This is a genomic window from Streptomyces sp. CC0208, from assembly GCF_003443735.1.
Lineage (GTDB): Bacteria > Actinomycetota > Actinomycetes > Streptomycetales > Streptomycetaceae > Streptomyces > Streptomyces sviceus.
Genome location: NZ_CP031969.1, coordinates 191,879 through 217,240 on the forward strand (window position 1 = coordinate 191,879; position 25,362 = coordinate 217,240).

The following is a 25,362-nucleotide window of genomic DNA, read 5'->3' on the forward strand; positions in this document are numbered from 1 at the left end:
TCGGCTCAGCCTTTCGAGAACATGGACAGCATGCGGCGGGTGACGGCGAAACCCCCGAAGACGTTGACGCTCGTCAGCAGGATCGCCACGACCGACAGCGTGGTGACGATCCAGCTCTCGTGCCCGATCTGCAACAGGGCGCCGATCACGACGATCCCGGAGATCGCGTTGGTCACCGACATCAGCGGGGTGTGCAGCGCGTGGTGCACCTTGCCGATGACGTAGTAGCCGATCACCACCGCCAGTGCGAACACCGTGAAGTTGCCGGCGAGTTGGGCCGGAGCGAAGGCCACCAGCAGGAACATCGCGAGCATTCCGAGCCCGATCAGGCCGAAGCGCCGGGCGGGCGTCAGTCCTGGCTGGGTCGGTGCGGGCGCCTCGGGTGCGGCCGCGGGCGGTGCGGCAGGGACTGCCGAGACCGCGACGGGCGGCGGCGGCCAGGTCACGGCACCGTCCCGCACCACGGTCACCGCCCGCTGCACGACGTCGTCGAAGTCGATCGTCAGCTGCCCGTCCTTGCCTGGGGTCAGCAGTTTCAACAGGTTCACCAGGTTCGTGCCGAACAGCTGCGAGGCCTGGGCCGGAAGCCGGGAGGCCAGGTCGGTGTAGCCGATAAGGGTCACCCCGTTGTCGGTCACCACGATCCGGCCCGGCACAGTGCCCTCGACGTTGCCGCCCATCGCGGCGGCCATGTCGACGATGACGCTTCCGGGCTTCATCACGGCCACGTCCTCGGCCGTCAGCAGGCGCGGCGCGGGCCGCCCCGGGATCAACGCGGTGGTGATGACGATGTCCACGTCCCCGGCCTGCTCGTGGTAGAGCTCGGCGGCGGCGCGGTCGTAGTCGGCGGAGGTCGCCTTGGCATAGCCGTCGGTGCTCGCTTCCTGCGCGGCGTTCACCGGCAGATACTCGCCGCCCAACGACGTCACCTGGTCCGCGACCTCCGGACGCGGGTCGGTGGCGCGCACGATCGCCCCGAGGCTGGAGGCGGCGCCGATCGCCGCGAGACCGGCCACGCCCGCGCCGGCCACCAGCACCTTCGCCGGCGGCACCTTGCCCGCCGCGGTGACCTGACCGGTGAAGAACCGTCCGAAGACGTGCGCGGCCTCGATGACCGCGCGATAACCGGCGATGTTCGCCATCGAGGACAGCACGTCCATCGACTGGGCCCGCGAGATGCGCGGCACCGCGTCGAGCGCCAGGGCCGTCACCCCGGCATCGGCGAGCGCCTGGAGCGACTTGGGATTCTGCGCCGGGGCCAGCAGGGCGACCACGACCGCGCCCCTCCGCAACCGGCGGATCTCAGCCGCGGTGGGGGCGTTCACCTTCAGGACGACGTCCGCCTCCCAGGCCTCGGCAATCCTGGCGCCGACGTCGGCGTACGCCTGGTCGTCGAACCCTGAGGCCTCGCCGGCCCCGGACTCGACGACGACCTCATAGCCGAGGCCGAGCAGCAGCCGTGTCGTCGCCGGGGTCGCCGCGACCCGTGTCTCTCCGGAGACGGACTCGGCCACGACGCCTACGCGGCGAGGAGGATGGTGCGCGCTTTCTGCAGCAGACATGTCCTGTATCTCTCGTCAGAGGAGGTGCGAAAGGGAGATCTGCGGTGCGTGGGTTACGACGTCCTGCCCCGTGATCGCCGGTACCTAACCCGCCGGTCGAGTACGGGCCGACAGCACGTGGCGGCGATGTTCTTCGCCCTGTGCTACCGAAGGGAAAACGCGGCCGGCCGCGGTGGCTGGCCCGGCGATCCGGCAACCCGCGACGACCGCGTCGCGCTCGATCACGCCCTGAGCCACATCGACACCGACATGACCACTTACGCCCAGGGACTCCATCTCGAGCGCAGCGCAACGCAACGCAGCGCAGCGCAACGCACGCCGCATCCGCACCCCGAGAAGGTGTCGCTCACGAGACCGGATCGACCGCCGCCGCTTCAGCAGTCCAAGATCGCCGATACGACCTCGCCCTGATCGACGACTTGTCCGGGCACCCACCCGCCGAGGCCACCGGCCTGTCCGTCCGTCGTCCGCGCCGCGCGGACATCGTCCTGGCGATCCCCATGACCCACCCGCTCGCCACCCACCTCGGCCCGGCAAATGCCGTACAGCTGCGACAGCCCGTCCGCAACCAGCCCTGGCTGTCCGCCTCCACCGGCCACCCCGCCCGAGCGCATTCGTCGCCAGGGTGCAGGCAGCGCCTTCCTACCCACCGGCCTCGCCCAGGAGCACGCAGGCGTGGCCGCGCTGCGGCCGCGCCCCCACATGCAGCGACGCGTCAGCTGACCCCAAGTCCGACCGCCAGCGTCAGTTCAAGGACCCGGTCCGGCGATGCGAGATCCGGAAACAGCTCCCGCAGCTGAGACATCCGGTACCGGACTGTCTGGGGATGGACGAACAACGCCGCCGCCACCTCCTCCCGCCTGCCCTGGTGCAGCAGCCACGCCCGCAACGTCTCCTCCAGCCGCCGTGCGGTCGCGACCGGCAAGGTCCGCAGCGGTGCGAGGGCTCGGGCACGCAGGTCTGCGAATGCGTCCACGTCGGCGCTCAGCACCAGCTCGGGCAGGTGGTCCTCGGTGTCGCGGATATCGCACGAGAGGGAGCGCGCGCGTGCGGCTCGTGCGTACGAGGCGGACGCACGCGTCCATGGCCGGGCCGGGCCGACCACGGCGGTGCGGTCGGTCAGCTGCCGCAAGAGATGGGATCGGTCGGCATCGGGGACGAGCAGCACGCCGAAGGCATCGGGCAGATCGTCGAGGACGAGGGTGCTCGGGTCGAGCGTGCGGTAGGCGGGCCGGGCCTGGGCAGCGGGCAGCAGGACCGCGGTCAGCGAAACCGGAGGCTGCCACCCGGCGCGTTGCGCGGAGGCCAGCAGCACGTCCGGGCTCGCGCCGGCGAGGAGGTCGCGGGCCAGGTGTTCCAGGTGGCGCTCGTGGGCCCGGCCCTGGGCGGCCAGTTCGTCGGCGTGGCCTGCGGCGCTCGCGGCGGAGAGCTCGTCGATGTAGGCGAAGGTCAGCTCGGCGAACTTGGCGACCTCGGCGGCGGGCAGACCTGCGGGTACGGCACCGGCTGCCAGGCATCGCCAGGCCACGCGGGCACCGACGCGGTAGGCGCTGAGCAGGGCGTCCATCGAACGGCCGTCGCGGACCTCGCCGCGCCCCAGCTCGTAGGCTGCGTCACCGGCGTCGACGCCAGTGGCGTTCCCGCTCGCGAGGTCCAGGTAGTGTCCGAGGGCGGTGCGGACAGCTCGGCGGATGGTCGCGCCCATGCTGCCCGACAGAGCGTTGGCGTAGGAAGGGACCTCGTCGATGATCGCCTGCACGACCTCGTCGGCGGTGGTCTTCAGCTCGGCCCGCAGTGCGGTGACCGTCGTCTCGTCCAGGGCCAGTTCGCTGGCTCTTTGGATTGCATGGCTCATGTTTTGTTCCCTGCGAACAATTCAGCCGACCAGATTTACGTCCTGCGGTCAGGACTTTACGCCTTGGGGCACAGCAAGCTGGAGTCATGACGAGTGTGGCCCTGCGCAGCAGGGCGTGGAAACTGCTGGAGATGGTCACGACGCCGCTGCTGCCGTCGGACTACCTCGACCTGGTCAGCCCGCTGCGGGCGGGCGCTGACCTGCGGGGGCGCATCGAGGCCGTGCACCCCGAGACGGGTGACGCCGCGACCGTCGTGATCAGGCCGGGACGGGGCTGGCGCGGCCACACGGCCGGACAGTACGTGCGGATCGGGGTCGACGTCGACGGGGTGCGCCTGTGGCGTGCCTACTCCCTCACCTCGCCGACAAACCGCCAGGACGGCCGCGTCACGATCACCGTGAAGGCGATCCCGGACGGCAAGGTCAGCAACCACCTGGTCCGCAGGGCGAAACCGGGCACGCTGATCCAGCTCGACCAGCCGACCGGTGACTTCGTGCTGCCGCAGGCCAAGCCCGCCAAGGTGCTCTACCTGACGGCCGGCAGCGGCATCACGCCCGTGATGGGCATGCTGCGCGACACCGAGTTCGACGACGCGGTCATGGTCCACTGCGCGCCACGGCCGCAAGACGTGATCTTCCGCAACGAACTGCATGACCTGGTCGCCGACAAGAAGCTGCGGCTCACCGAGGTGCACACCGACACGGACGGCATGCTCGACATCGCCCGCCTCGACGAACTCGTGCCCGACTGGGCCGAGCGCGAGACCTGGGCGTGCGGGCCCGCCGGCCTGCTCGACGCCGCCGAAAAGCACTGGGCCGAACACGGCGTCCCGGAGCGCCTGCACACCGAACGCTTCCGCCCCGGCATCGTCGTCACCGGCGACGGCGGCGAGGTCACCTTCAGTGCCACCGGCAAGAGCGTCGACGCGGACGGCGCCACGCCGTTGCTGGACGTTGGCGAGGAAGCCGGCGTCCTCATGCCCTCCGGGTGCCGCATGGGCATCTGCTTCGGCTGCATCACTCCGCTCAAGGCGGGCGCCGTCCGCGACCTTCGCACCGGCGAGATCACCGAAGCCGAGCCGGGCGTCCTCATCCAGACCTGTGTGTCCGCCGCGGCGGGCCCGTGCAGCATCGAACGGTAGGAGCACTTTGACCGCCATCGACCCCACCGCCCACCTGACCGCAGAGCAGATCGAGGAGCTCGGCCGCGAGCTGGACGCGATCCGCGACGAGGTGATCGCCGGCCGCGGCGAGAAAGACGCCGCCTACATCCGCAAGGTCATCTCGGCGCAGCGCAAGCTCGAACTGGTCAGCAGGGGCGTGCTGCTGTTCTCGATCTTCCCGCCCGCGTGGCTCATCGGCACCGCCGGGCTGTCCGTGGCGAAGATCATGGACAACATGGAGATCGGCCACAACATCCTGCATGGCCAGTGGGACTGGATGCGGGACCCGAAGATCCACTCCACCACCTGGGAATGGGACCACGTCTCGCCGGCCGACCAGTGGAAGCACTCGCACAACGAGCTGCACCACACGTACACCAACGTGATCGGCAAGGACAACGACCTCGGCTACGGCATCATGCGCGTCGACGAGGACCAGAAGTGGCACCCCTTCCACCTCGGCCAGCCGCTGTGGAACTTCCTCAACGCCTGCTTCTTCGAGTACGGCATCGCGGCGTACGACCTGGAGCTCGGCAAGAACCTCAACAAGCGCCGCCGCAAGAACCCTGAGTTCCGCGCGCGGGCCAAGGCCGTGGGCCGCAAGATCCGCAAGCAGGTCCTCAAGGACTACGTGATCCACCCGCTGCTGTCCGGCCCGTCGTTCCTCCCCACGCTCGCCGCCACGTTCACCGCGAACCTGGTCCGCAACATCTGGTCCCACTCGGTGATCATGTGCGGGCACTTCCCCGAGGGCGTGCAGGTCTTCGAGCGCCGGTCGATCAAGGGCGAGACGCGCGGCCAGTGGTACCTGCGCCAGATGATGGGCTCCGCGAACATCAGCGGCAGCAAGGCCATGCACTTCATGACCGGCAACCTCTCGCACCAGATCGAGCACCACCTGTTCCCGGACCTGCCGAGCAACCGGTACGCCGAGGTCGCGGTGAAGGTGCGGGCACTGTTCGAGAAGTACGAGCTGCAGTACGTCACCGGGTCGCTGCCCAAGCAGGTGTTCTCCGCCTGGCACAAGGTCTTCCGGCTCTCCCTGCCGAACAAGAAGCCCGCGGTCACCATCCCGGGCCGCGAGCAGGAACTCGTCGCGGCCTGACTCACGGTACGGGTTCGGTCTGCCGACGGGCCGGCCGGGCGGGAAGCATGGACCTGTGACGTGGACACTGCCGGAACCCATGGAGGTTTGCTGCCGTCCGTCGTCCACTGCGGGCATGGGTCAGGGCCCTCCTGTGTGAAGGACCCTGACCCTCCGGGCTTGCGATGCTGCTCCGCGCGGCGATGCGGAGGCCACCGTGTCCGGGGCACCCACGCCGCTAGTGCCGCTCGTCGAGGCCTCCGGTGACCTGAACCCCCGCGTGCTGTCGTGCCGCGCCCCTCGGCGATGACGTCTTTTCAGGTCATGCGCTCTCGGCGGCCAGCGTGGGGTAGTCGGTGTAACCGCGGTGGTCGCCGCCGTAGAAGGTGGCCGCGTCGGGGGTGTTGTAGGGGCCGCCGGCCGCAAGGCGGGCGGGCAGGTCCGGGTTGGCCAGGAACAGCGCGCCGAAGGCGACGATGTCCGCGGTGCCGTCCTCGATGTGGGCTAGAGCGCCCGGGCCGGTGGTCTCGGGGTGGGTGAAGGGGTTGAGGATGAACGCCGACGGCCAGTCCTTGCGCAGCCGGGCGGTCAGGTCGCGGTCCGGGCTCTCGACCAGGTGCAGGTAGGCGAGGTCAAGCCGGGCGAGTGCGGTGATGAGGGTGGTGTAGGTGGCCAGCACGTCGGCCGGGTCGGTCTCGGCGATGTCGTTGTAGGGATTGCCGGGAGAGATGCGGAAGCCGGTCCGGTGGCCGCCGATCGCCTCCGCGACGGCCCGGGCTACCTCGATACCGAAGCGGGCCCGGTCCGCGGCGCCGCCTCCCCAGCTGTCGGTGCGCAGGTTGGTGTTGGGGGCGAGGAACTGGTGGATCAGGTAGCCGTTCGCGCCGTGGATCTCCACACCGTCGAAACCGGCGGTGATCGCGTTGCGCGCGGCGTCGGCGTAGTCGGCGATCGTCCGGGTGATGTCGTCCTGGTCCAGTTCCTTCGGCGTGACGTAGTCCTGGGGGCCCTGGTAGGTGAAGACCTGGCCCGCCGCCGCGACCGGGGAGGGAGCGACGGGGCGCAGGCCGCCGGGCAGCAGGCTGGGGTGGCTGATGCGGCCGGTGTGCATCAGCTGCGCGAAGATCGTGCCGCCCCGGGCGTGGACGGCGTCGGTCACCTTCCGCCAGGCGTCGACCTGCTGGGCGGAGTGCAGGCCCGGGGTGTTGGTGTAGCCCTGGCCGGCCGCCGACGGCTGGATGCCCTCGGTGATGATCAGGCCGGCGCTCGCGCGCTGGGCGTAATAGGTGGCCATCAGTTCCGTCGCCGTGGCGGCGGAAGCGTCGGCGCGGCTGCGGGTCATCGGCGCCATCGCGATGCGGTTGGCGAGCGTCTTGCCGCTCAGGTCGATCGGGTCGAATGCGGTGGTCATGGCGGCTTCCTTCGAAGAAGGGGTCGGGTGGAACAGACAGGGTGGAAGAGACAGGCGGCAGCATGGATCTGGCGCGATGCCGGGGGCCGGGACCTCAGCAGGTCTCGTTTCGGCTGGTCAGGGGCACTTTCTGCGTTGCCGTCACCAGTCGGGCAGCCTGCTCCGGGAGAGCGCGGTCTTAGTTGAGCGGTACGTCCGCGACGGCCTTGAGGTGGCTGAACGTCTCGAGGGAGTACCGGCCGTGGTATCGGCCCATGCCGCTTTCTCCGACGCCTCCGAAAGGCAGGCCGGGCATGAGCAGTTGCATCACCGGCTGGCCCCAGGCGACGCCGCCGGAGGACGTCTCGTTCACCAGGCGCGACTTGACGGCCTCGGACGTGGTGAAGGCGTAGAGAGCGAGGGGCTTGTCGCGTTCGTTGATGAAGGCGATGGCGGCGTCGAGGTCTTCGACTTCGACGACGGCGAGGATCGGACCGAAGATCTCCTCCTGCATGACGGGCGACGCGGGGTCGACATCGGTGAGCACGGTCGGTGCGATGTACAGGTCGTCGCGGTCGTGCCGGCCTCCCACCGCCACCTGGCCGGAGTCCAGCAGAGCGGTGAGCCGGTCGAAGTGCCGCTCGTTGATGATCCGGCCGAAGTCGGCTGAGGTCTGTGGGGTGGGGCCGAAGTGGGCGTCGACCGCCGCGCTCAGGGCGGGGACCAATGCGGCGGCGGTGGTCGCATCGGCCAGTACGTAGTCGGGGGCTATGCACTGCTGGCCCGCGTTGCCGAACTTGGCGCCGACCAGCCGCTTCGCGGTCTCGTCCACGTCGGCGTCAGGCGCCACGAAGACCGGTGACTTGCCCCCGAGTTCAAGCGTGACGGGGGTGAGGTTCTTGGCTGCAGCAGCCATGACGATCCGGCCGACCGCCCCATTGCCGGTGTAGAAGATCTTGTCGAATCGCTGCGCCAGCAGGGCCGTGGTCTCCTCTGCGCCCCCCTCGACCACGGTGAGCACATCGGCGTCGAAGTACTCTCGCAGGAGGCGCGAAGCGACCGCCGAGGTGTGCACCGACATCTCGCTCGGCTTGGCCACCACGGTGTTCCCTGCGGCCAGCGCGCCGATGATCGGGTCGATGAGCAGGTGCAGCGGGAAATTCCACGGAGCGATTACCAGGACGACCCCGAGCGGGTCGTACGTGGTGTAGGCCGTGGTCGTGGGACCGAAGTGGGCGGGAACCTCCACCGGGCGAGGTCGAAGCCAGTCTTCGAGATTCGCCAGTGCCTCGTCGATGTCGGCGACAGTGAAATCGATCTCCTGCGTCTTCGCCTCGGCGGCGTTCTTCCTCAGGTCCGCCCAGAGCGCCTCGAGCAGCTCCTGCTCGTTCTCCACCAGCAGGGCCCGCAGGCGCTGCAGCTGGCTGACGCGCCAGTCCAGCGGGCGTGTGACGCCGGTGTTGAACGTCGCGCGAAGGCGGCCGACCACCTCCGCAGCCGTTTCCGTCCGGTGCGTCCTCGACTCGATCCCCTGTGTTGCGGTCATGGGATGTACTCCGTTCTTGATGCACGCCACGCCCCGGCCGCCTTCCGGCCGGGCACGGTGACGAGCGTCCCGGAGGGGCCGGCATCCACCCAGGCCACGGCATTGCGTACGCGCGCTGTGCCTACCACTGATTGGGGCAGGCTGGTGTGCGTGCGACCGTGGATACTCGGAGGCATGGACGAACACTCCGAATCGGTGCACGAGCCCGCAGCCGGCGCTCTGGACCCGCGTGCCGAGCTCAGCGAGTTCCTGCGCACCCGTCGGGCCCGGCTGAAGCCGGATGACGTGGGGCTGCGGGGCTTCGGACGGTACCGGCGGGTGCCGGGGCTGCGCCGCGAGGAGCTGGCACAGCTGGCCGGGGTGTCGGTGGCGTACTACACGCGGCTGGAACAGGGCAACGGGCGGACCGTGTCGACGGAGGTCCTCGACGCCATCGCCCGCGCGCTCAGACTGAGCGACGCCGAGCACGCCCACCTCACGCACCTGGCGAAGCCGAAGCGGCACAAGAAGAAGCCGGCCGGCCGCACCCAGCAGGTGCGGGGCCCCCTGCGGACGCTGCTGGACACCATGGACAGTGTCCCGGCGATCCTCGTGGGGCGGCGTTCGGACATCCTTGCCTGGAACCGGATGGCCGCGGCGGTCTTCGGCGACTGGGCCGAGCTGCCGACTCGGGAGCAGAACTGGGCGCGGCTGGTGTTTCTGCGGCCCGAGTACCGCGACCTGTTCGTGGACTGGGAGCTCAAAGCCGGCGACGTCGTCTCTCAGCTGCGCATGGACGCCGGCTCCCATCCAGGCGACCCGCAGCTGTCCGCGCTGGTGGGCGAACTCTCCGTGAAGAGCGAGGAGTTCAGGCGGCTGTGGGCCACCCACGACGTCAAGGAGAAGTGCCACGGCATCCAGCGCCTGCTCCACCCGCTGGTCGGCGGACTCGACCTCCGCCTCGAGTCGTTCCACCTGGCCGACGACCGCGAACAGGTGCTGGTGACCTACCACGCCGAGCCCAACTCCCCGTCGGCGGAGGCACTGCGACTGCTGGCCAGCTGGGGCACCGACGCGACCAGGGCGGGAACAGGCACGTCGTCGGCGCGCAGGCCTTGATGAACTCCCCTTGATCATCAGGGGGGTGTCGGATTCAAGACGGCGCGAGTGGCGCGGGCGGACTCCCGCCGCTCCGGAAGGCGGCGGGAGTCGCGAGCGGGTCAGCCGTGGAACTGGTTCGCCGGGACCGGGAGCCCGTAGTGCTCGCGCAGTGTCGTGCCTTCGTACTCCTCGCGGAACAGCCCCTTGCCGCGCAGGATCGGCAGCACGTGCTCGACGAAGGCCGCGAGGCCCGACGGCAGGGCCGGAGCCATGATGTTGAACCCGTCCGCGGCACCACCCTCGAACCAGGCGATGATCGTGTCCGCGACCTGCTCGGGCGTGCCGACGAACTCGAAGTGACCGCGTCCGCCGCCGAGCCGCGAGATGATCTGCCGGACCGTCAGCTGCTCGCGCACCGCGAGATCGATGATCAGGTCGGAGCGGCTCTGCGTTCCTTCCAGCTTGGGCCTGGCGAGAATGAAGTCCGGCAGGGGCTGGTCGAGTTGGAAGACCGACGGCTCCGTCTCGAACACGGCGGCCAGCTGGCGGAGCCCGTACTCCGGGACGCGCAGCTCGTCGAACTGCCGCGCAAGCGCCCGGGCCTCCTCCTCGGTCGACCCGATGTACGGGACGATGCCGGGCAGGACGATCACGCCGTCCGGGTCGCGGCCCGCGGCCCTGGTCCGGGCCTTGATGTCGGCGTAAAAGGCGGCCGCGCGCTCGTACGTGGTGTGCGCGGTGAAGATGGCCTCAGCGTGGCGGGCCGCGAAGTCCTTGCCGTCCTCCGAGGAACCGGCCTGGACGAGCAGCGGGTAACCCTGCGGCGGGCGCTCGACGTTGAGCGGGCCGGCCACCTTGAAGTACCTGCCCTGGTGGCCGAGCCGGTGCAGCCGCCCGGGGTCGGCGTAGCGTCCGGTGGTCCGGTCCGCGACGACGGCCTCGGACTCCCAGCTGTCCCACAGCGACTTGGCGACCTTCAGGAACTCGTCAGCCCTGGCGTAGCGTTCGGCGTGCCCAGGGCGGTTGTCGAGGCCGAAGTTGGCCGCTTCGTCCGCCCCGGCCGAGGTGACGATGTTCCAGCCGGCGCGGCCGCCGCTGACGTGGTCCACGGACGCGAGTCGACGGGCGAGGTTGTACGGCTCGTTGTACGTCGACGACACGGTCGCGATGAGGCCGATCCTGCTGGTCGCCTGGGACAGCGCGGTCAGCAGGGTCAGTGGTTCGAGCTGGCCCGGCGGCCGGAACTCACCGGTGCCGATGAGGGCCGGGCCGTCCGCGAGGAACAGCGAGTCGAACTTCGCGCTCTCCGCGAGCTGCGCCAGCTCGATCCAGTGCCGCAGGTCGAAGTCCGCCCGGGGATTGCTGTGCGGGAGCCGCCACGCCGCCTCGTGGTGGCCCGCTTCCATGAGGAAGGCGTTGAGATGGAGCCGCCGTGGCGCGCTCATGAGGTCACCTGCAGCTGGGAACTGTCGTAACCGGCCGGGAGAAGGTTGTCGGTGATCGCCTTGACGTCGACCTTCTTGGTGATCTGACCCGCCTCTAGGAAGGCGTCGGCGAGCTTCTGCTCCAGCTCGATGTCCGACTGCTCCACCGGGGTCACCCGGTTCGAGTAGGCGGCCAGGGACGCCTTGGCATCGGCCAGGGGGATGCCCTGCTCCTTCGACAGCGCCTGCGCGTACTTGTCGGGGTTCTTGACGGCCCAGGCGAACTCCCGCGACAGCCTCTTCAGGACGTCCGTGAGGGCAGCACGCCTGGTCTTGTCCTTCAGCGACGCGTCACTGGCGACGTAGTAGCTGCTCGTCTGGTCGATGGGCGGGAGCCCCTTCACCAGGATCCGCGCCCCGTTCTTGACCGCGATCGCGGACTGCGGGTTCCAGATCGCCCAGGCGTCCACCTTGCCCGTGTTGAACGCCGTCGCACCGGCCGCCGGGTCGAGGAAGGCCAGCTTCACGTCCTTGGGGGCGAGGCCGACGCTCTTCAGCGCGTTCAGGGCCAGGCCGTGGGCCGAACTGCCCTGCGGAACGGCGATCTTCTTGCCCTTGAGGTCGGCGGCCGTCCTCAGCTTCGAGCCCTTCGGCACGACGATGTTCTCCACCGCCTGGTCCGGCGTGAGCGAGCGGTTGACGGCGACGACCTTGAAGCCGTACTCCTTCGCGGCACCGGTGATGGGCGGCACGTCGCCGACGCTGCCGAGGTCGATGTCGCCGGAGGCCGCGGCCTGCACGAGCGGGGGGCCGTAGGTGAACCGGGCGAACTTCACCTTGTAGGGGGCGTTGTCGAACACGCCGGTGACCTTGGCGAGTTCCTGGCTGCCGTCACCGCCGTTGTCGCCGATGGTGAAGGTGTACTTGCTCCACTCGGTGTGCTTGGCGTCGCTCGCGTCGGCGGCGTTGCTCAGCGGCGCGGCGGTGTCCGACGACGACGATCCGCAGGCGACGAGGGTGCTCGCGAGGGCGAGCGAGCCGACGACGCCGATGAGTCTGCTGGTTCTCTTACGCATGGGATGTGGTGTGCTTTCTGTGCCGGGTGAGGGTGTGTGCGGTTTGGTCAGTGCTGGTCGGCGAGGCCGAGATCTGCCAGGAGCCGGGCGCGGAGTTTCTCGCGTGCGACGCTTCCTTCGCGGTCCGCGGCGCAGAGGTGCACCTCGTGCGAGGTGCCGATGCGGCCGTTGCTCATGACGACGATGCGGTCCGCCAGGGCGATCGCCTCGTCGACGTCGTGGGTGACGAGCAGCATGGCCGCGTGATGCTTTGTCCGCAGGGCCCGTACGAGGTCGTGCATGCGGAGCCGTGTGATGGCGTCGAGGGCCGCGAACGGCTCGTCGAGCAGCACGAGTTCGGGCTCCGAGACCAGGGCCCGCGCGAGCGACACCCGCTGTGCCTCGCCGCCGGAGAGCTCCTTGGGCCATGCCTTCTCGCGGCCCGCGAGTCCGACCTCGGCGAGCACGTCCCGGGCTCGCTGTTCCGCGTCGGGCCCGTGCAGACCGAGCGTGACGTTGCGCAGGACCCGCTGCCACGGAAGCAGCCGGTCGGCCTGGAAGACGATCGCACGCCGGGCCGGGACCTCCACACGCCCTCCGTCGGGCCGGTCGAGTCCGGCGAGCAGACGCAGGAGGGTGCTCTTCCCGCAGCCCGAGGGACCGAGCAGGATCACCAACTCCTCGTCGGCGATGGTGAGGTCGAGGTGGTCGAGCACCACCCGGTCACCGAACCGACGGACCACCTGCTCGACGACAACCCCGGTGTGCCGGCGGAGCTCCGTCTCGATCGTGCTGCTCATGACGCCTCATAACTGGGACGCCACCGCAGCAGCACCCGCTCGAGAACCCGGACGAACTGGTCGGCGAGCAGACCGAGGAGCGAGTAGATCACCAGCCCCACGAAGACCTGGTTGGTCTGGAGGTAGGTCTGCCCCTGCGTGATGAGGAAGCCAAGTCCCTTGTCGGCGTTGACTGTTTCGGCGGCGACCAGGCCCAACACGCTGTACGCGAGAGAGAAGCGCAGGCCGACCAGGAACCCCGGCAGAGCTCCGGGCACCAGCACGCGCGTCACCAGGCGCCAGGTGCCCGCGCCCGTGGTGCGCGCCATCTCGATCAGCCGCTGGTCGACGCCCCGGATCGCGGCGAACAGGTTGAGATACATCGGGACACCGGCACCGAAGGAGATCAGCAGCACCTTGGTGAGCTCGTCGATGCCGAACCACACGATCATCAGCGGCAGCACCGCGAGGAGCGGGATGGTGTTGAGCACCTGCACGAGGCCGTTGAACAGGTACTCACCGCTGCGCAGCAGCCCGCCGAGCACACCGGTGAGAATGCCCACCGTCAGACCGATCGCGAGGCCGATGCCGGCCCGCTGCAGCGAGATGGCCAGGTCCGGCCCGAGGACGCCCTGTTGCCACAGGTCGGCGGCGGACTTCACGATCGACGTGGGCGCCGGAGCGTAGGTCTTCGACACCACTCCGGCCCGGGCGAGGATCTCCCAGGCGACGAGAACCACGACAGGAGTCGTATAGACCCCGAGAGGCCAGCGCAGGCGCTCGCGGAGCGTGCTGAGCGGCGTCCTGCGGCGGGCATCGCGCGGCAGGAACACCTCACGCTTGGGCGCGCTCCTCGTCTCGGCGTCCGGGCCATTGGTGACGGCAGGCGCTTTGAGGCTGAGTTCGGTCATGCCGCCACCGCCAACGCGCTGTAGTGCGAGGCGTCACCGACGAGTTGCTCGCTGCGGCGTCCGTCGACGCCGGCCGGCACCTCTCCCGCGACCGTCACCCGGTTGAGGCGGCGCGGGTGGTCGTCGTAGTTGTCCACCGCGTAGTGCTGGGTGATCCGGTTGTCGAAGATCAGCAGCTGGTTCGGAGACCAGGTCCAGCTCAGGATGTTCTCCGGACGCGTCACGTAGGACTGGAGGATGCGCAGCAGATCCGCCGAGTCGCTGCTCGGCAGACCCACGATGCGCTTGGCGAACCCGCCGATGAACAGGCCGCGTTCGCCCGTCAGGGGGTGCACCCGCACGACGGGGTGCTCCGCCTCGTACGGCGTCGACACGAAGGCTCGGTCGTACTCCTGCCGCTGTGCGGTCGTGGACGCGGGACGGGCGTAGTCGTACTGGTTGGTGTGCACGACGCGCAGCGTGTCCGCGAGGGCGCGCAGCGGTGCGGGCAGGTCCCGGTACGCCGCGGCGGCGTTGGCGATGAGCGTCTCTCCGCCGTACGGCGTGGTCACGATCGACCGGAGCGTGGTGAGCTGCGGCGGATTGATCACGAAGGTGACGTCCGTGTGCCATTCGTTGGCCTTGGACGTCTCGCTGTCGACGGCGAGCACGTTCGTCGTGCCGTCGGTGGCCGGCACGTTGGGGTGGGCGGTGGTCAGTTCCCCGAACCACCGGGCCACGCGCTCCTGGCCGGCGTTGTCGAGGTCGACGTGGTCAAAGACGATCGCCTTGTGCGTGTTGAGGGCGTCACGGAGCGCCGTGACCGTCGAGAGATCGGGGGTCGCCGTGAGGTCGACGCCCTCGACGACCGCGCCGATACGGCCGGTGAGCTTACGGATGGACGGAGGCATGAGGGGTCACTCCCGGACGGGTGGGCGCACATCAAGGGGCGCGCGGAAGGCCGGTTGAGCAGGCCGGAGAGACAGAACGTGTGGTCGCGGGACCGCTGCAGCCGCGTTCTCAGCGACCGCCTCGGCGTGCGCGGACAGGCTCCCGGCTCGTACAAGTACGAGTACGAGTACGAGAAGGAGGTGAGACGGGAGCCCTCAGGAGGTGGACGCGACGATCCCTCGGGGAGCATCGCAGCGCGGGCGGCTTCGCACCGCCGCTGCCCCGGCGCGCGCGATGGGCGCACACCGACTGCTGCCGGGGAGTACTTGCGAGGTCAGCGACAACAAAACGCGCTGGAGACGTGCGCCAGATCGATGTGGCGCCGCCGAGTGAGGTCCACGCGCGGGGTCATGGAACGGGAGTTCAGCAGAGGTCCACCACGTTGGTCAATAACTTCCCGGACAGGTCTTGCATTGCGGACACAGAGAACTTCTTGTGTCGCCGCCCCTGAGGGGTTGCCCGGCCCCGCACAAGTCCTGGCCCGGAACCGGTACGGATGGCGCGAGCACGCGCTGGTGGCCGCACCGAACCGCACCCCGGTCGGCGATGCGCTGCCGGACCCGGTCGCTCACCTGTCCTCGGGGCCGGACGCCTACGGCGCGCTCATCCGGTTCGCCGGCGCCCGGCGACCCGGCCTCCCCCGGCCCTGGCGTCGTCCCGGAGCGATCGACGGCTTAAACGTCACGCCGTACCTCATCCCCCGACGGTCTCGACGGTCTCGACGGTCTCGACGACATCGTCGATCTGCTCGTCCCGGAACTGCAGGAGCGCGGCATCTACCGCACCGAGTACACCGGCACCACCCCGCGCGGGACCGGCGGCAGGCGGGCTGATCACCTCACATGACTGACATGAAGCTGTCACACGCGGGCCGGAATGCACCTCACCTCAGCGCCGGTTCTCACTGTCATGACTCTGGCCGACTGATCAATGCCCCCTCAAGGCCGTACTTCCCTAGCAGAAGGAGCAATCATGACCACCGAAGCGACGGCATCGGACCTCCACGCCTTCACCGAGCACTGGCTGGAGTGGTACCACGCCCAGGAGGCCCGGCTCGCCGCCCCGCACGGATTCCTGGCGATCACCGGCCTGCACTGGCTCGACGACCGGCCGCAGCGCTTCCCGGACGCGCCCGGCGAGTGGCGCACCGGACCCGACGGAGTCGTCGTCGACCTCGACGACGGCGAGGAACTGGTCGTCGACGGAACGCCGGTGCGCGGTGAACACCGCTTCGGCGTGCTTCCCGAGCGTGGCGGCGTCGACGCCGTCTGGGGAGACGCGGTCATCGAGGTCGCCAAGCGCGGCGGCAACGACATCCTGCGCCCCCGGCACCCGGACGCACCGCTGCGCACGGCCTTCACCGGAACGCCCGCCTACGCCCCCGACCCGCGCTGGGCGGTGACGGGCCGTTACATCCCCTTCGACACGCCACGGCCGACCACCGTGGGCGCGGCCGTGGAAGGCCTTGAGCATGTGTACGACGCTCCCGGCAGGATCGAGTTCGAGCTGGACGGCCGTCAGCTGTCCCTGACCGCGTTCCCCGGCCCTGGTGCGGGCCGGCTGATGGTGCTGTTCACCGACGAGACCTCCGGGGTCACCACCTACGCCGCCAACCGGACCCTCGCCCTGGAGCCGCCCGCCGCCGACGGTACGGTCGCCCTGGACTTCAACCGCGCCGCGAACCTGCCGTGCGCCTACACGGACCTGGCCACCTGCCCGCTGCCCCCGGCCGAGAACCGGTTGCCGGTGGCGATCGAGGCCGGTCAGAAGATCCCCCGCGAGCGCGGCGGCTCCTGAACGTGCCTGAGCCCGACAAAGTGCCGGTCCAACTGCCCCCGCAGGGCGTCACTTTCCGGCATTGACGTACGACAAGTACCCTCCGTACGATCACGAACGGCATTGAGTGTCAGCGTCAAGCCCTGGCTCGCTGACCGGCAACCCTCCCCCGCGGTGGGGTGCTCCAGGTGAAAGCCCGGCGGGATCACCGACGATCTCCGCAAGCGCGTGGCCCCGTGGCCGGGGCCGGAAATGTGGAGGACCGACATGCCGCACGGTGGTGACCCGAGCGCCCGCCTCGCCGGCGCCACCGTGTTCTCCCGGCTCTCGCGTCGGCGCCACATCGACCTCAAGCGCTCGACCAGCTGTCTCTGTCAGGCCTGACGGGCCCTTTCGCCGCCGGTCGCAGTCCGGCACGCGCCGGTCGTCACCGCACCCGCCTGCGGCTGACCCTCGCTCCCCCCTGATCCCTGTCTCCACAGCGCTTCCCCGCCACCGGTCCGATGCCGGCCGGGGCCGCACACCCCTGCACGGACGTGCCTTGTACGGCGCCTCCATGCCTGGTGACACGAGTAGGAGAACCCTCCGTGAACGCACTTCCGGCTCTCAGAGCCCCCCGCTGGGCGCCCCTCGCCGCCCTGCTGACCACCAGTGTTCTGCTGACCGCCTGCGGTTCGGGCAACGACTCCAGCAGCGGAAGCAACCGGCCCAAGTCCGGTGGCACCCTGACCTTCGCGGTGGGTTCCGACGCCGGCTGTGTGGATCCACAGCAGGTCGGCAGCAACGAGAGCATCTACTCGGTGCGCCAGACCGTGGACTCCCTGACCGACCAGGACCCCAGGACCGGCAAGATCGTGCCGTGGCTCGCCAAGAGCTGGGACATCAACGCCGACGCCACGGAGTTCACCTTCCATCTACGCTCGGGCGTCACCTTCAGCGACGGCTCCCAGCTGACCGCGCAGGTGGTCAAGGACAACTTCGACGCGGTGCCGAAGCTCGGCGCCCTCGGGGTCCTCGCCCAGGGCTATCTCAGCGGCGTCAAGGGCACCACCGTGGTGGACCCGCTCACCGTCAAGGTGACCTTCGGAAGGCCCAACGCGCAGTTCCTCCAGGCGACTTCGACCCACTCGCTGGGCATCGAGTCGTCCGCGAGCGTGAAGAAGACCCCGCAGCAGAAGTGCAGTGACGGTGTGATCGGGTCGGGGCCGTTCGTGCTCAAGCAGTACGTCCAGAACCAGTCGATCACACTGGCCAAGCGCACCGGCTACGACTGGGGCTCCTCGCTGTGGTCCAAGAAGGGAGAGGCCTACCTGGACAAGCTGGTCTTCAAAGTCGTTCCCGAGGCAGGGGTGCGGGCCGGCAGCCTCCAGTCCGGGCAGGTGGACGCGATCAGCAGCGTCGGCAGGGCCAACGAGGTGGCGCTCGGGGGCGGTCAGGTCACCCTGTTGAGCCGGGCCAACCCCGGTGTGGTCTTCGGACTCGGCGTCAACAACGCGCGGCCGTTGCTGAAGGACGTGAAGGTGCGTCAAGCGATCCTGGCGGCCATCGACCGCAAGCAGATCGCCGACACCGTGTTCCCGACCGGCACCCAGCCGGCGACCAGCGTCCTGGCGCACACCACGCCCGACTACACCGACCTCTCCTCGGACCTCGCCCTCGACGCGGCCAAGGCGAAGTCCCTGCTGGAAGCGGCCGGTTGGAAAGCCGGCAGTGACGGCATACGCGCCAAGGGCGGCAAGAAGCTGCGCCTGACCATCAGCTGGTTCCCCAACGCCGCCACCAACCAGCCTGCCTTGGAGCTGGTCCAGCAGCAGCTGAAGGCCGTCGGGATCGACGTGGTGCTCAAGCAGGGTCAGGTCAGCCAGTTCGCCACCACGCTCCAGGGCGGTGACTTCGACCTGGTGTGGAGCAACGTGACCCGCTCCGACCCGGACATCCTGCGTACGTCCTTCTCGACCCAGCTGGCCAACTTCTACCGCCTGCCCGCCACTTCCCTGGACACGGAGCTGTCCGGCCAGGCCGCGACCACGGACACCGCCAAGCGCGAGCAGCTGGTGGAGAAGGCGCAGAGGCTGATCGTGCGGAACGCCTACAACGTGCCGGTGGTGGAACTCCAGACCCAGCTGGCCGTGGCGAAGAAGGTGCACAACCTCGACTTCGACTCGGGCAGCCGCATCCAGTTGCACGACACCTGGATCGGCTAGCGCATGCGCCGCTATGTGATCAAGCGACTGGGGCAGGCGGTCGGGGTGCTGTGGGCGGCGTACACGGTGTCGTTCCTGGTACTGAACTGGCTGCCCGGGGACCCGGTCACCGCGATGGCCAGTGCCGGGATGGACTCGGGGGACGTCGATCCGACCCGGCTGGCCGCCCTGCGGCACGAGTACGGCTTCGACAAGCCGGTGCTGGTGCAGTACGCCGAGTACCTCGGCAGGGCGGTGCGCGGGGACTTCGGCGACTCGGTCGCCACCGGCCGGCCGGTCACCTCGACTTTGGCCGACGCGCTGCCGCAGACCCTCCAGCTGACCGGCGCGGCACTGCTGCTCGCGGTGCTCCTCGGCGGCGGACTGGCAGTGGTGGCGACGTACACCTCCCAGCGATGGGTGCGGCAGCTCCTGCTGTCGCTGCCGCCGCTGGGGGTGTCGGTCCCGACGTTCTGGGTGGGGCTGCTGCTCGTCGAGACGTTCTCCTTCCGGCTGCGCTGGTTCCCGGCCTTCGGCAACGACGGCCTGAAGGGGCTGGTGCTGCCGGCCCTCACGCTGGCGATCCCGACCGGCGCGCAGGTCGCTCAGGTGCTCGCCAAGAGCCTGCTCACCGCACTGGACCAGGCGTATGTGGAGACCGCCCGGGCCAAGGGCGCCGGCAGATGGCGGGTCCATCTGCGGCACGCTCTGCGCAACGCGTCCCTGCCGGCGCTGACGGTCGTCGGCCTGCTGGTGGGGCAACTGATCGCCGGTTCGGTGGTCGTCGAGACGGTGTTCTCCCGCGACGGCCTCGGCCGCGTCACCGCGGCGGCGGTCACGGCCCAGGACATCCCGCTGGTCCAGGGGGTGGTGGTGTTCGGGGCGCTGATCTTCGTCACCACCAACCTCGTCGTCGACCTGGTCTATCCACTCCTGGACCCGCGGATCGTGGTGGCCTCGGGCAGAAGGGCGGCACTCGCATGAGCCAGAGCCTTGTCGACGACCCGGCCGAGGCGGCACCGGGACTGGCCCGCCCGGTCAGGTCGGGACCGGGGCCGGAACCGGGACGCCGCGTGGACGTACGGCGACCGCTGCGGTTCGTGGTGCGCCGCCCGGGTCTGCTGCTGTCGGTGGTCGTCCTCGTGCTGGTCGTGCTGGCCTCGTTCCGGCCCGGCCTGTTCACCTCGCAGGACCCGCTGAAGGGCGTCCCGTCGCAGAACTTCCGCGGCCCGAGCGGAAGTCACTGGTTCGGCACCGACGAGCTGGGCCGCGATGTGTTCTCGCGGGTCGTCCACGGCGCCCAGCTGTCCCTGAAGGCCACGCTGATCGCGGTGCTGGTGGCGTTCGTGGTCGGCGGTCTGCTCGGGGTGGTCGCCGGGTTCGTGGGCCGCTGGGTGGACGACGTCCTCATGCGCTTCGTCGACGTACTTCTGTCCATCCCCGCGCTGTTCCTGTCCCTGGCCCTGGTCACCGCGCTGGGCTACGGCACGGTGAAGGTGGCGGTCGCGGTCGGCATCGCCAGCGTCGCCGCGTTCGCCCGGGTGGCGCGCGCGGAGGTGCTGCGGGTGCGGCAGGCGGTGTTCGTGGAGGCGTCACGTGCGAGCGGGGCCCGCTGGTACTCGGTGCTTGGCCGGCACGTGCTGCCCAACGCGGCGGGCCCGGTGATCGTGCTGGCCACCCTCGACTTCGGCTCCTCCATCCTGGCCGTGTCGGCCCTGAGCTTCCTCGGTTACGGCGCTCCCCCGCCCGCCCCGGAGTGGGGCACGTTGATCTCCGACGGCCGCAACTACCTCGCCAACGCCTGGTGGCTGACCGCACTGCCCGGCCTGGCGATCGCCGCGACCGTGCTGGCCACCAACCGCATCGCCCGGGCGCTGGACGGCGAATGGTCCCGGCAGCGATGACCCACGAACCCGAGAACGGCGAGAACGGTGACGACGTGAGCACCCCACTGCTGGAGATACGCGGCCTGTCGGTGTCGTACCGCACCCGGGGCGGCACGGTCGAGGCCGTCCGGGGCGTGGACCTCGACGTATGGCCGGGACAGATGACGGCGGTGGTCGGCGAGTCCGGCTCCGGCAAGAGCACCACCGCGCACGCCGTCACCCGGCTCCTGTCGGCGAACGGCCGTATCGACGCGGGCACGGTCCGCTTCGGCCGGCACGATCTCGCCACCCTGTCGGAGGCGGAACTGCGCACCGTACGCGGAGCACGGATCGGACTGGTCCCCCAGGACCCGACCGTCTCCCTCAACCCGGTCAAGCGGATCGGCGACCAGGTCGCCGAGGTGCTGCGCATCCATGGTCTGGCGACCCGCCGAACGGCCCCCGCCGAGGCGGTCGCCGTGCTGGACCGGGCCGGGCTGCCCGACGCGGCCACCCGTGCACGGCAGTACCCGCACGAACTCTCGGGCGGGATGCGCCAACGTGCGCTGATCGCCATCGCCATCGCCGCCCAGCCGGAGCTGATCATCGCCGACGAGCCCACCAGCGCGCTCGACGTGACCGTGCAGCGGGTCATCCTCGACCATCTCCAGCGCCTCACCGAGGAGTCGGGCACCGCGGTCCTGCTCGTCACCCATGATCTCGGGGTCGCCGCCGACCGGGCCCACCGACTGGTCGTGATGTCACAAGGCAGGGTCGTCGAGGCAGGCCGCACTCATGACGTCCTCGCCGATCCGCAGGACGCCTACACCCGCCACCTGCTGGCCAGCGCCCCCAGCATGACCACCGCCCGGACCCGCACCCCGGCCTCCCACCCCGAGCCGGACACGGCACCCCTGGTCGAGGCACGCAACCTGGTCAAGGAGTTCAGGCTGCCCCGCGCCGGGGACGGGCCCCGCACCCTGCGCGCCGTCGACGACGTCAGCTTCACCCTCCACCGAGGCCAGACCCTAGCCCTGGTCGGGGAGTCGGGCTCGGGCAAGTCGACCACCGCCCGCCTGGTACTCCGGCTCGCCGACGCGACCGCCGGACAGGTCCTCTTCGACGGCACCGACGTCACCACCGCCAAGGGCGCCCGGGCCAGGCAGCTGCGCCGCCGTGCCCAGCTCGTCTACCAGAACCCCTACGCCTCGCTCGACCCCCGATTCGCCATCGGCGAGGTGATCACCGAGCCGCTGCGCGCCTTCAAGGTCGGCGACCGCGCCTCCCGGCTCGCCCGGGCCCGTGATCTACTCGACCGGGTGGCCCTTCCGGCCGCGACGCTGGAGCGCCGCCCGGCGGAACTGTCCGGTGGGCAGCGGCAGCGAGTGGCGATCGCCCGTGCCCTCGCGCTCTCCCCCGATCTGGTGGTCTGCGACGAGCCGGTCTCCGCGCTCGACGTGTCCGTGCAGTCCCAAGTCCTGGACCTGCTGGCCGAGTTGCAGGCCGACACGGGCGTGGCGTACCTGTTCATCTCGCACGACCTGGCCGTCGTACGTCAGATCGCGCACCAGGTCACCGTCATGCGGGCCGGCCGCGTCGTCGAGACGGGCCCGCCGGAGGAACTGTTCACCCGCCCCCGCGACGAGTACACCCGACAGCTGCTCGCGGCCATCCCCGGCGGCCGCGTCCCCGCCCCCGCCGCCGAGACCACGACGACTTGAGGACCACGGTCGCATGAGCCCACCCGTCCTCACCTCGACGGCCCTTCTCACGCCGGGCAACTTCGCCGACGACGACCCGTACACCGGCCTGGAGCGGCTGGCGCGCCGCCTCTCCGGCGGTTCAGGAGGCAAGCGGCGTCGGGGCGGGTCCCCTCGACGGCGTCGATGAGCTGCTGCTTCGCGGATACGGCGAGGGCTTCCTGGAGTGCCTGCCGGCTCGCGAATCGTCGGTGCCCCGTGAGCCTCCTGGTCAACCCCGCGGCCTCGGCGATCTGCTCCCTGGAAGCTCCCGCATCCTGGGCGAGGACCTGCTCGGCCGCCTCCGGAATCGCGCGCCCGCTTCGCCATCGAGACCACGGCCGAACTCTCACTCCCGCCAAGCCCTGCCTGATGCAGCTCGGTTGCCCCTCGGCGGCCGTGTCGACCTCACGCCGGATCGACCACCCTGCTCACCACCCACGCATGCTTGCCGACCTGCCGACCGCGCGTGAACCCGAAGTCTTCGAAGAGTTCGACGGTCGCGCTGAACAGGAAGCGCCCCTGCGCCTCGCGCCCGTCGGTCACCTCCGAGACGGCTTCGACGAGGCCGCCACCGGCTCGGGCGATCTGGTCGAGGGCGCCTTCCAGCGCCGCCCGCGCAATGCCCTGTCCGCGGTGCTTCCGGTCGACGTAGACGCAGGTGATCCGCCAGTCCGGCCGCGGCGGTGCGTCCTTGTCGTACGCGCGCCGGTTCTTGATGTTGGGGAGTTCCTCGGGGCTGCCGTACTGGCACCACCCCTGCGCGACGCCCTCCTCGTCGAGAACGAGCGCCGCGTGGGCGCGGCCGGTGCGCACAAGGTCCTCCTTGGCCTCCCGGCGGCTGGTCCCGTCGCGGTCGGCCTTCGGGTGGTAGCCCATGCACCAGCACCCGCCGAAGATCCCGTTGTTGCGCTCGACGAGCTCCGCGAAGGCGTCCCAGGTGGACGCGTCCAGCGGGCGGACCTCGTACGGCCCGGGCTCAGACATCGGCGGCCGCCGCGGCCAGCAGCCGAGCGAGTTCGACCGGCTCGGTGAACATCGGCCAGTGGCCCGAGCCGATGTCGACGAGGTCCAGGTGCCTCGCGCGGGCCGCCTCGGGCACGTCTCCCGCCTCGATCCAGTCCCGGGCCTGGGCGGGGGTGAACTCGGGGCACACGAGCAGCATCGGGACGTCGAACCTCCGCTCGTCCGCCAGCCGCACCGTACCGTGGGCCACCTGCTCGGGTACGGGGATCGCCGCCGAGGCGATGCGGCCGCGCGTCTCCTCGTCGAGGTCGGCGGAGTCCGGTCCTTCGAACGGGCCCCAGCCGGGAAAGGGCATCACGCCGTCCTTTGTCTCGAAGAAGTCGGCGTACGGCTGCCCGTCGGCGGACGGGAAGCCTCCGATGAAGGCCACGTTGGCGACCCGCTCCGGCCGCGCGTCGGCGGCAAGCCAGGCCAGGGTGCTGGCGGCGGAGTGCCCGACCACCATGGGCTTGCCGGGCGCCGCGTCCACGGCGGCGACCACCGCCGCGACCTGGTCCTCCAGCGTGGCGGACCCGGCTCCGTCACCCTGACCCGGCAGGGTGAGCGCCACGGGGCGGTGGCCGAATTCCTTGAGCGCGGGCACGACGTCGTCCCAGGCGGATCCGTCGAGCCACAGGCCGGCGATGAGCAGGATGTCCATGGATCAGTTCTCTTCCCGTGAAGCCGTGAGGTCGGTGCCCTCACGCTATGACTGGTTCCGGACAATCCGCTTCCGGTATGTCTCGTGACCATCTAATCTGCTCGGGTGCCGACTGAGCTCAGCCCCACCGCGCGGGCCCTGCGCACCCTTGAGATCCTCCAGTCCCGTACGGCGGGAGTGACGGCCGACGAGCTTGCCGCCTCCCTGGGTGTCACGGAGCGGGCCGCGCGCCGCTACGTCGCGATCCTTCGCGAGGCGGGCATCCCGGTGCACTCGGCCCGGGGCCCCTACGGCGGGTACCGACTGGGGCGCGGGGCGCGGCTGCCGCCGGTCGTCTTCACGGAGCCCGAGGCGCTGGGCCTGGTCATGGCGGTCCTCGACGGTCAGCCGGCGGCCGCCGACCCCGATGCCGACGACCTGGTCGGTACCGCCCTGGGCAAGGTCATCCGGGCGCTGCCCGAGAGCGTCGGCCGGCAGGCGGCCGCCCTGCGCGAGCACGCGTCGGCGGCGCCCGACCGTCACGCGTCCCGTCCGGATCCCGCCCTCACGAGCGCCCTCGTCGCGGCGAGCGCGGTGCGACGCCGCGTGCTGGTCAATTACCGCAGTGAGTCCGGCAACGAGTGGGAGGCCGAGGTGGATCCCTGGGCGGTCGTCGTCCGCTACGGCCGCTGGTACCTCCTGTGCCACTCGCACCACGCGGACGCGCTCCGCACCTACCGGATCGACCGGGTCCGCGCGGTCCGGGAGACCGCCCACCGCTTCGAGATGCCCGACGGCCTCGACCCGGTGGCGGTGCTGGAGGAGAACCTGGGCCAGGGGTGGGCGTTTCCCACGCGGGTCGTGTTCGACGCCCCGATGTCCGAGGTGCTGCCGTCGATCCGACCGCCCATGGGACGGCTCGAACCGTCGGGAGAGGGGTGCGTGCTCGTCGGCAGCACGCGGAATCCGACGATGTACGCGCAGGAGTGGCTGGCGCAGCTACCGCTCGCCTTCCGTGTCGAAGGGGGGCAGGAACTGCGCGCGGCGGTGGAAGTGCTCGCCACGCGTTTCACCGCCGCCGTGACGGACGAGCCCTGAGCGTTCATCGCGAAGGCTGAGTGCCCGGTGTGCGGCCGGTCCTGGACGGTGGGGTGGAGCGGTCGAGGGCGGCGGTGTATCGCTCGGACCGTTGCCGGGTACGGGCTTGTCGTCAGCGGCGGACGTCACGGAACGGCGTGACGGAAACGCCATGGCCGAACGCCTCGCGGGAACCTCGAACACCCCTTGCCTGTCAGGGTAGTTGACGGGGACCACCGAGCGTTTCGAGCGCCCCGGGTTCACGCTCTGTCCCGGCGTGTCGCGCCCGCGTCACGGT

24 protein-coding genes and 1 riboswitch are annotated in these 25,362 nt (G+C 70.2%); of the genes, 12 read left to right on the plus strand and 12 right to left on the minus strand.

Annotated features, from left to right (window positions below; translation table 11 throughout):
* Window positions 1–5 precede the first annotated feature (5 nt).
* A complete protein-coding gene (locus tag D1369_RS00905) occupies window positions 6–1,562 on the minus strand; it encodes a Re/Si-specific NAD(P)(+) transhydrogenase subunit alpha (RefSeq protein ID WP_007387033.1) in 1,557 nt (518 codons plus the stop codon).
* 48 nt (window positions 1,563–1,610) lie between these two features.
* On the opposite strand from D1369_RS00905, the gene D1369_RS42760 reads away from it, so the two are divergent.
* Complete coding sequence (locus D1369_RS42760) at window positions 1,611–1,973, plus strand: hypothetical protein (protein ID WP_007387032.1); 363 nt, start codon at window positions 1,611–1,613, stop codon at window positions 1,971–1,973.
* 304 nt (window positions 1,974–2,277) lie between these two features.
* Here D1369_RS42760 and D1369_RS00915 read toward each other — a convergent pair whose 3' ends face one another.
* Window positions 2,278–3,417: a helix-turn-helix domain-containing protein gene (locus D1369_RS00915; RefSeq protein WP_007387031.1), complete on the minus strand. Its 1,140-nt coding sequence runs from the start codon at window positions 3,415–3,417 to the stop codon at window positions 2,278–2,280.
* 86 nt (window positions 3,418–3,503) lie between these two features.
* Here D1369_RS00915 and D1369_RS00920 point away from each other — a divergent pair, with 86 nt between their 5' ends.
* Complete coding sequence (locus D1369_RS00920; RefSeq protein ID WP_007387030.1) at window positions 3,504–4,559, plus strand: ferredoxin reductase; 1,056 nt, start codon at window positions 3,504–3,506, stop codon at window positions 4,557–4,559.
* A gap of 7 nt (window positions 4,560–4,566) precedes the next feature.
* Window positions 4,567–5,685, plus strand: coding sequence for an acyl-CoA desaturase (locus D1369_RS00925; protein WP_007387029.1), 1,119 nt, complete (start codon window positions 4,567–4,569; stop codon window positions 5,683–5,685).
* A gap of 301 nt (window positions 5,686–5,986) precedes the next feature.
* Here the strand turns inward: D1369_RS00925 and D1369_RS00930 are convergent, their stop codons facing one another.
* Window positions 5,987–7,075, minus strand: coding sequence for an alkene reductase (locus D1369_RS00930; RefSeq protein ID WP_037902579.1), 1,089 nt, complete (start codon window positions 7,073–7,075; stop codon window positions 5,987–5,989).
* Between the two features lie 178 nt (window positions 7,076–7,253).
* Window positions 7,254–8,600: an aldehyde dehydrogenase family protein gene (locus tag D1369_RS00935; RefSeq protein WP_007387027.1), complete on the minus strand. Its 1,347-nt coding sequence runs from the start codon at window positions 8,598–8,600 to the stop codon at window positions 7,254–7,256.
* 174 nt (window positions 8,601–8,774) lie between these two features.
* On the opposite strand from D1369_RS00935, the gene D1369_RS00940 reads away from it, so the two are divergent.
* Window positions 8,775–9,698 (plus strand): helix-turn-helix transcriptional regulator, encoded by a 924-nt coding sequence (locus tag D1369_RS00940; RefSeq protein WP_007387026.1) that lies wholly within the window; start codon window positions 8,775–8,777, stop codon window positions 9,696–9,698.
* Between the two features lie 101 nt (window positions 9,699–9,799).
* On the opposite strand, the gene D1369_RS00945 is transcribed toward D1369_RS00940, so the two are convergent.
* From D1369_RS00945 to D1369_RS43390, 6 genes are all read right to left on the minus strand, one after another.
* Window positions 9,800–11,125: an LLM class flavin-dependent oxidoreductase gene (locus tag D1369_RS00945; protein ID WP_007387025.1), complete on the minus strand. Its 1,326-nt coding sequence runs from the start codon at window positions 11,123–11,125 to the stop codon at window positions 9,800–9,802.
* Window positions 11,122–12,180 carry an aliphatic sulfonate ABC transporter substrate-binding protein gene (locus D1369_RS00950; RefSeq protein ID WP_007387024.1) on the minus strand — a complete coding sequence of 353 codons (1,059 nt, stop codon included), beginning with the start codon at window positions 12,178–12,180 and terminating at the stop codon, window positions 11,122–11,124. The genes D1369_RS00945 and D1369_RS00950 overlap by 4 nt, the downstream gene beginning before the upstream one ends.
* 47 nt (window positions 12,181–12,227) lie before the next feature.
* The gene (locus D1369_RS00955; RefSeq protein WP_007387023.1) at window positions 12,228–12,959 is read right to left on the minus strand and encodes an ABC transporter ATP-binding protein; all 732 of its coding nucleotides are present in this window, start codon (window positions 12,957–12,959) and stop codon (window positions 12,228–12,230) included.
* On the minus strand, window positions 12,956–13,849 hold the full coding sequence (locus D1369_RS00960; RefSeq protein ID WP_007387022.1) for an ABC transporter permease: 894 nt from the start codon (window positions 13,847–13,849) through the stop codon (window positions 12,956–12,958). Before D1369_RS00960 ends, D1369_RS00955 begins: the two co-directional genes overlap by 4 nt.
* A complete protein-coding gene (locus D1369_RS00965) occupies window positions 13,846–14,739 on the minus strand; it encodes a TauD/TfdA family dioxygenase (RefSeq protein WP_007387021.1) in 894 nt (297 codons plus the stop codon). The genes D1369_RS00960 and D1369_RS00965 overlap by 4 nt, the downstream gene beginning before the upstream one ends.
* Before the next feature lie 733 nt (window positions 14,740–15,472).
* On the minus strand, window positions 15,473–15,616 hold the full coding sequence (locus D1369_RS43390) for a hypothetical protein (protein ID WP_202477159.1): 144 nt from the start codon (window positions 15,614–15,616) through the stop codon (window positions 15,473–15,475).
* Between the two features lie 135 nt (window positions 15,617–15,751).
* Between D1369_RS43390 and D1369_RS00980 the strand changes: the two genes are divergently transcribed.
* The 7 genes from D1369_RS00980 (at window position 15,752) to D1369_RS42765 (ending at window position 22,493) form a co-directional block, all read left to right on the plus strand.
* Window positions 15,752–16,576, plus strand: coding sequence for a DUF1684 domain-containing protein (locus tag D1369_RS00980; protein ID WP_007387019.1), 825 nt, complete (start codon window positions 15,752–15,754; stop codon window positions 16,574–16,576).
* A gap of 98 nt (window positions 16,577–16,674) precedes the next feature.
* A riboswitch (SAM riboswitch) is annotated at window positions 16,675–16,788 on the plus strand.
* Window positions 16,789–16,822: 34 nt separating this feature from the next.
* Entirely contained in the window at window positions 16,823–16,939 is a 117-nt protein-coding gene (locus tag D1369_RS44695; protein ID WP_346426725.1) for a putative leader peptide, read from the plus strand.
* A gap of 203 nt (window positions 16,940–17,142) precedes the next feature.
* Entirely contained in the window at window positions 17,143–18,759 is a 1,617-nt protein-coding gene (locus tag D1369_RS00985) for an ABC transporter substrate-binding protein (protein ID WP_007387018.1), read from the plus strand.
* A gap of 3 nt (window positions 18,760–18,762) precedes the next feature.
* Complete coding sequence (locus D1369_RS00990; RefSeq protein WP_007387017.1) at window positions 18,763–19,722, plus strand: ABC transporter permease; 960 nt, start codon at window positions 18,763–18,765, stop codon at window positions 19,720–19,722.
* On the plus strand, window positions 19,719–20,642 hold the full coding sequence (locus D1369_RS00995; RefSeq protein WP_007387016.1) for an ABC transporter permease: 924 nt from the start codon (window positions 19,719–19,721) through the stop codon (window positions 20,640–20,642). The genes D1369_RS00990 and D1369_RS00995 overlap by 4 nt, the downstream gene beginning before the upstream one ends.
* Window positions 20,639–22,324, plus strand: a complete 1,686-nt coding sequence (locus D1369_RS01000; protein WP_007387015.1) for an ABC transporter ATP-binding protein — start codon at window positions 20,639–20,641, stop codon at window positions 22,322–22,324. Before D1369_RS00995 ends, D1369_RS01000 begins: the two co-directional genes overlap by 4 nt.
* A gap of 13 nt (window positions 22,325–22,337) precedes the next feature.
* Complete coding sequence (locus tag D1369_RS42765; RefSeq protein WP_158680187.1) at window positions 22,338–22,493, plus strand: hypothetical protein; 156 nt, start codon at window positions 22,338–22,340, stop codon at window positions 22,491–22,493.
* 257 nt (window positions 22,494–22,750) lie between these two features.
* On the opposite strand, the gene D1369_RS01010 is transcribed toward D1369_RS42765, so the two are convergent.
* Complete coding sequence (locus D1369_RS01010) at window positions 22,751–23,329, minus strand: GNAT family N-acetyltransferase (RefSeq protein WP_007387014.1); 579 nt, start codon at window positions 23,327–23,329, stop codon at window positions 22,751–22,753.
* On the minus strand, window positions 23,322–24,008 hold the full coding sequence (locus D1369_RS01015; protein ID WP_007387013.1) for an alpha/beta hydrolase: 687 nt from the start codon (window positions 24,006–24,008) through the stop codon (window positions 23,322–23,324). The genes D1369_RS01010 and D1369_RS01015 overlap by 8 nt, the downstream gene beginning before the upstream one ends.
* A gap of 105 nt (window positions 24,009–24,113) precedes the next feature.
* Here D1369_RS01015 and D1369_RS01020 point away from each other — a divergent pair, with 105 nt between their 5' ends.
* On the plus strand, window positions 24,114–25,085 hold the full coding sequence (locus D1369_RS01020; RefSeq protein ID WP_007387012.1) for a WYL domain-containing protein: 972 nt from the start codon (window positions 24,114–24,116) through the stop codon (window positions 25,083–25,085).
* Window positions 25,086–25,362 lie beyond the last annotated feature (277 nt).

Bases quoted from the DNA above. Each gene is read 5' to 3' on its own strand.
- D1369_RS00905 (WP_007387033.1), bottom strand. From the start codon at position 1,562: ATGTCTGCTGCAGAAAGCGCGCACCATCCTCCTCGCCGCGTAGGCGTC.
- D1369_RS00915 (WP_007387031.1), bottom strand. From the start codon at position 3,417: ATGAGCCATGCAATCCAAAGAGCCAGCGAACTGGCCCTGGACGAGACG.
- D1369_RS00920 (WP_007387030.1), top strand. From the start codon at position 3,504: ATGACGAGTGTGGCCCTGCGCAGCAGGGCGTGGAAACTGCTGGAGATG.
- D1369_RS00930 (WP_037902579.1), bottom strand. From the start codon at position 7,075: ATGACCACCGCATTCGACCCGATCGACCTGAGCGGCAAGACGCTCGCC.
- D1369_RS00935 (WP_007387027.1), bottom strand. From the start codon at position 8,600: ATGACCGCAACACAGGGGATCGAGTCGAGGACGCACCGGACGGAAACG.
- D1369_RS00940 (WP_007387026.1), top strand. From the start codon at position 8,775: ATGGACGAACACTCCGAATCGGTGCACGAGCCCGCAGCCGGCGCTCTG.
- D1369_RS00945 (WP_007387025.1), bottom strand. From the start codon at position 11,125: ATGAGCGCGCCACGGCGGCTCCATCTCAACGCCTTCCTCATGGAAGCG.
- D1369_RS00950 (WP_007387024.1), bottom strand. From the start codon at position 12,180: ATGCGTAAGAGAACCAGCAGACTCATCGGCGTCGTCGGCTCGCTCGCC.
- D1369_RS00955 (WP_007387023.1), bottom strand. From the start codon at position 12,959: ATGAGCAGCACGATCGAGACGGAGCTCCGCCGGCACACCGGGGTTGTC.
- D1369_RS00960 (WP_007387022.1), bottom strand. From the start codon at position 13,849: ATGACCGAACTCAGCCTCAAAGCGCCTGCCGTCACCAATGGCCCGGAC.
- D1369_RS00965 (WP_007387021.1), bottom strand. From the start codon at position 14,739: ATGCCTCCGTCCATCCGTAAGCTCACCGGCCGTATCGGCGCGGTCGTC.
- D1369_RS00980 (WP_007387019.1), top strand. From the start codon at position 15,752: ATGACCACCGAAGCGACGGCATCGGACCTCCACGCCTTCACCGAGCAC.
- D1369_RS44695 (WP_346426725.1), top strand. From the start codon at position 16,823: ATGCCGCACGGTGGTGACCCGAGCGCCCGCCTCGCCGGCGCCACCGTG.
- D1369_RS00990 (WP_007387017.1), top strand. From the start codon at position 18,763: ATGCGCCGCTATGTGATCAAGCGACTGGGGCAGGCGGTCGGGGTGCTG.
- D1369_RS00995 (WP_007387016.1), top strand. From the start codon at position 19,719: ATGAGCCAGAGCCTTGTCGACGACCCGGCCGAGGCGGCACCGGGACTG.
- D1369_RS01000 (WP_007387015.1), top strand. From the start codon at position 20,639: ATGACCCACGAACCCGAGAACGGCGAGAACGGTGACGACGTGAGCACC.
- D1369_RS42765 (WP_158680187.1), top strand. From the start codon at position 22,338: ATGAGCCCACCCGTCCTCACCTCGACGGCCCTTCTCACGCCGGGCAAC.
- D1369_RS01010 (WP_007387014.1), bottom strand. From the start codon at position 23,329: ATGTCTGAGCCCGGGCCGTACGAGGTCCGCCCGCTGGACGCGTCCACC.
- D1369_RS01015 (WP_007387013.1), bottom strand. From the start codon at position 24,008: ATGGACATCCTGCTCATCGCCGGCCTGTGGCTCGACGGATCCGCCTGG.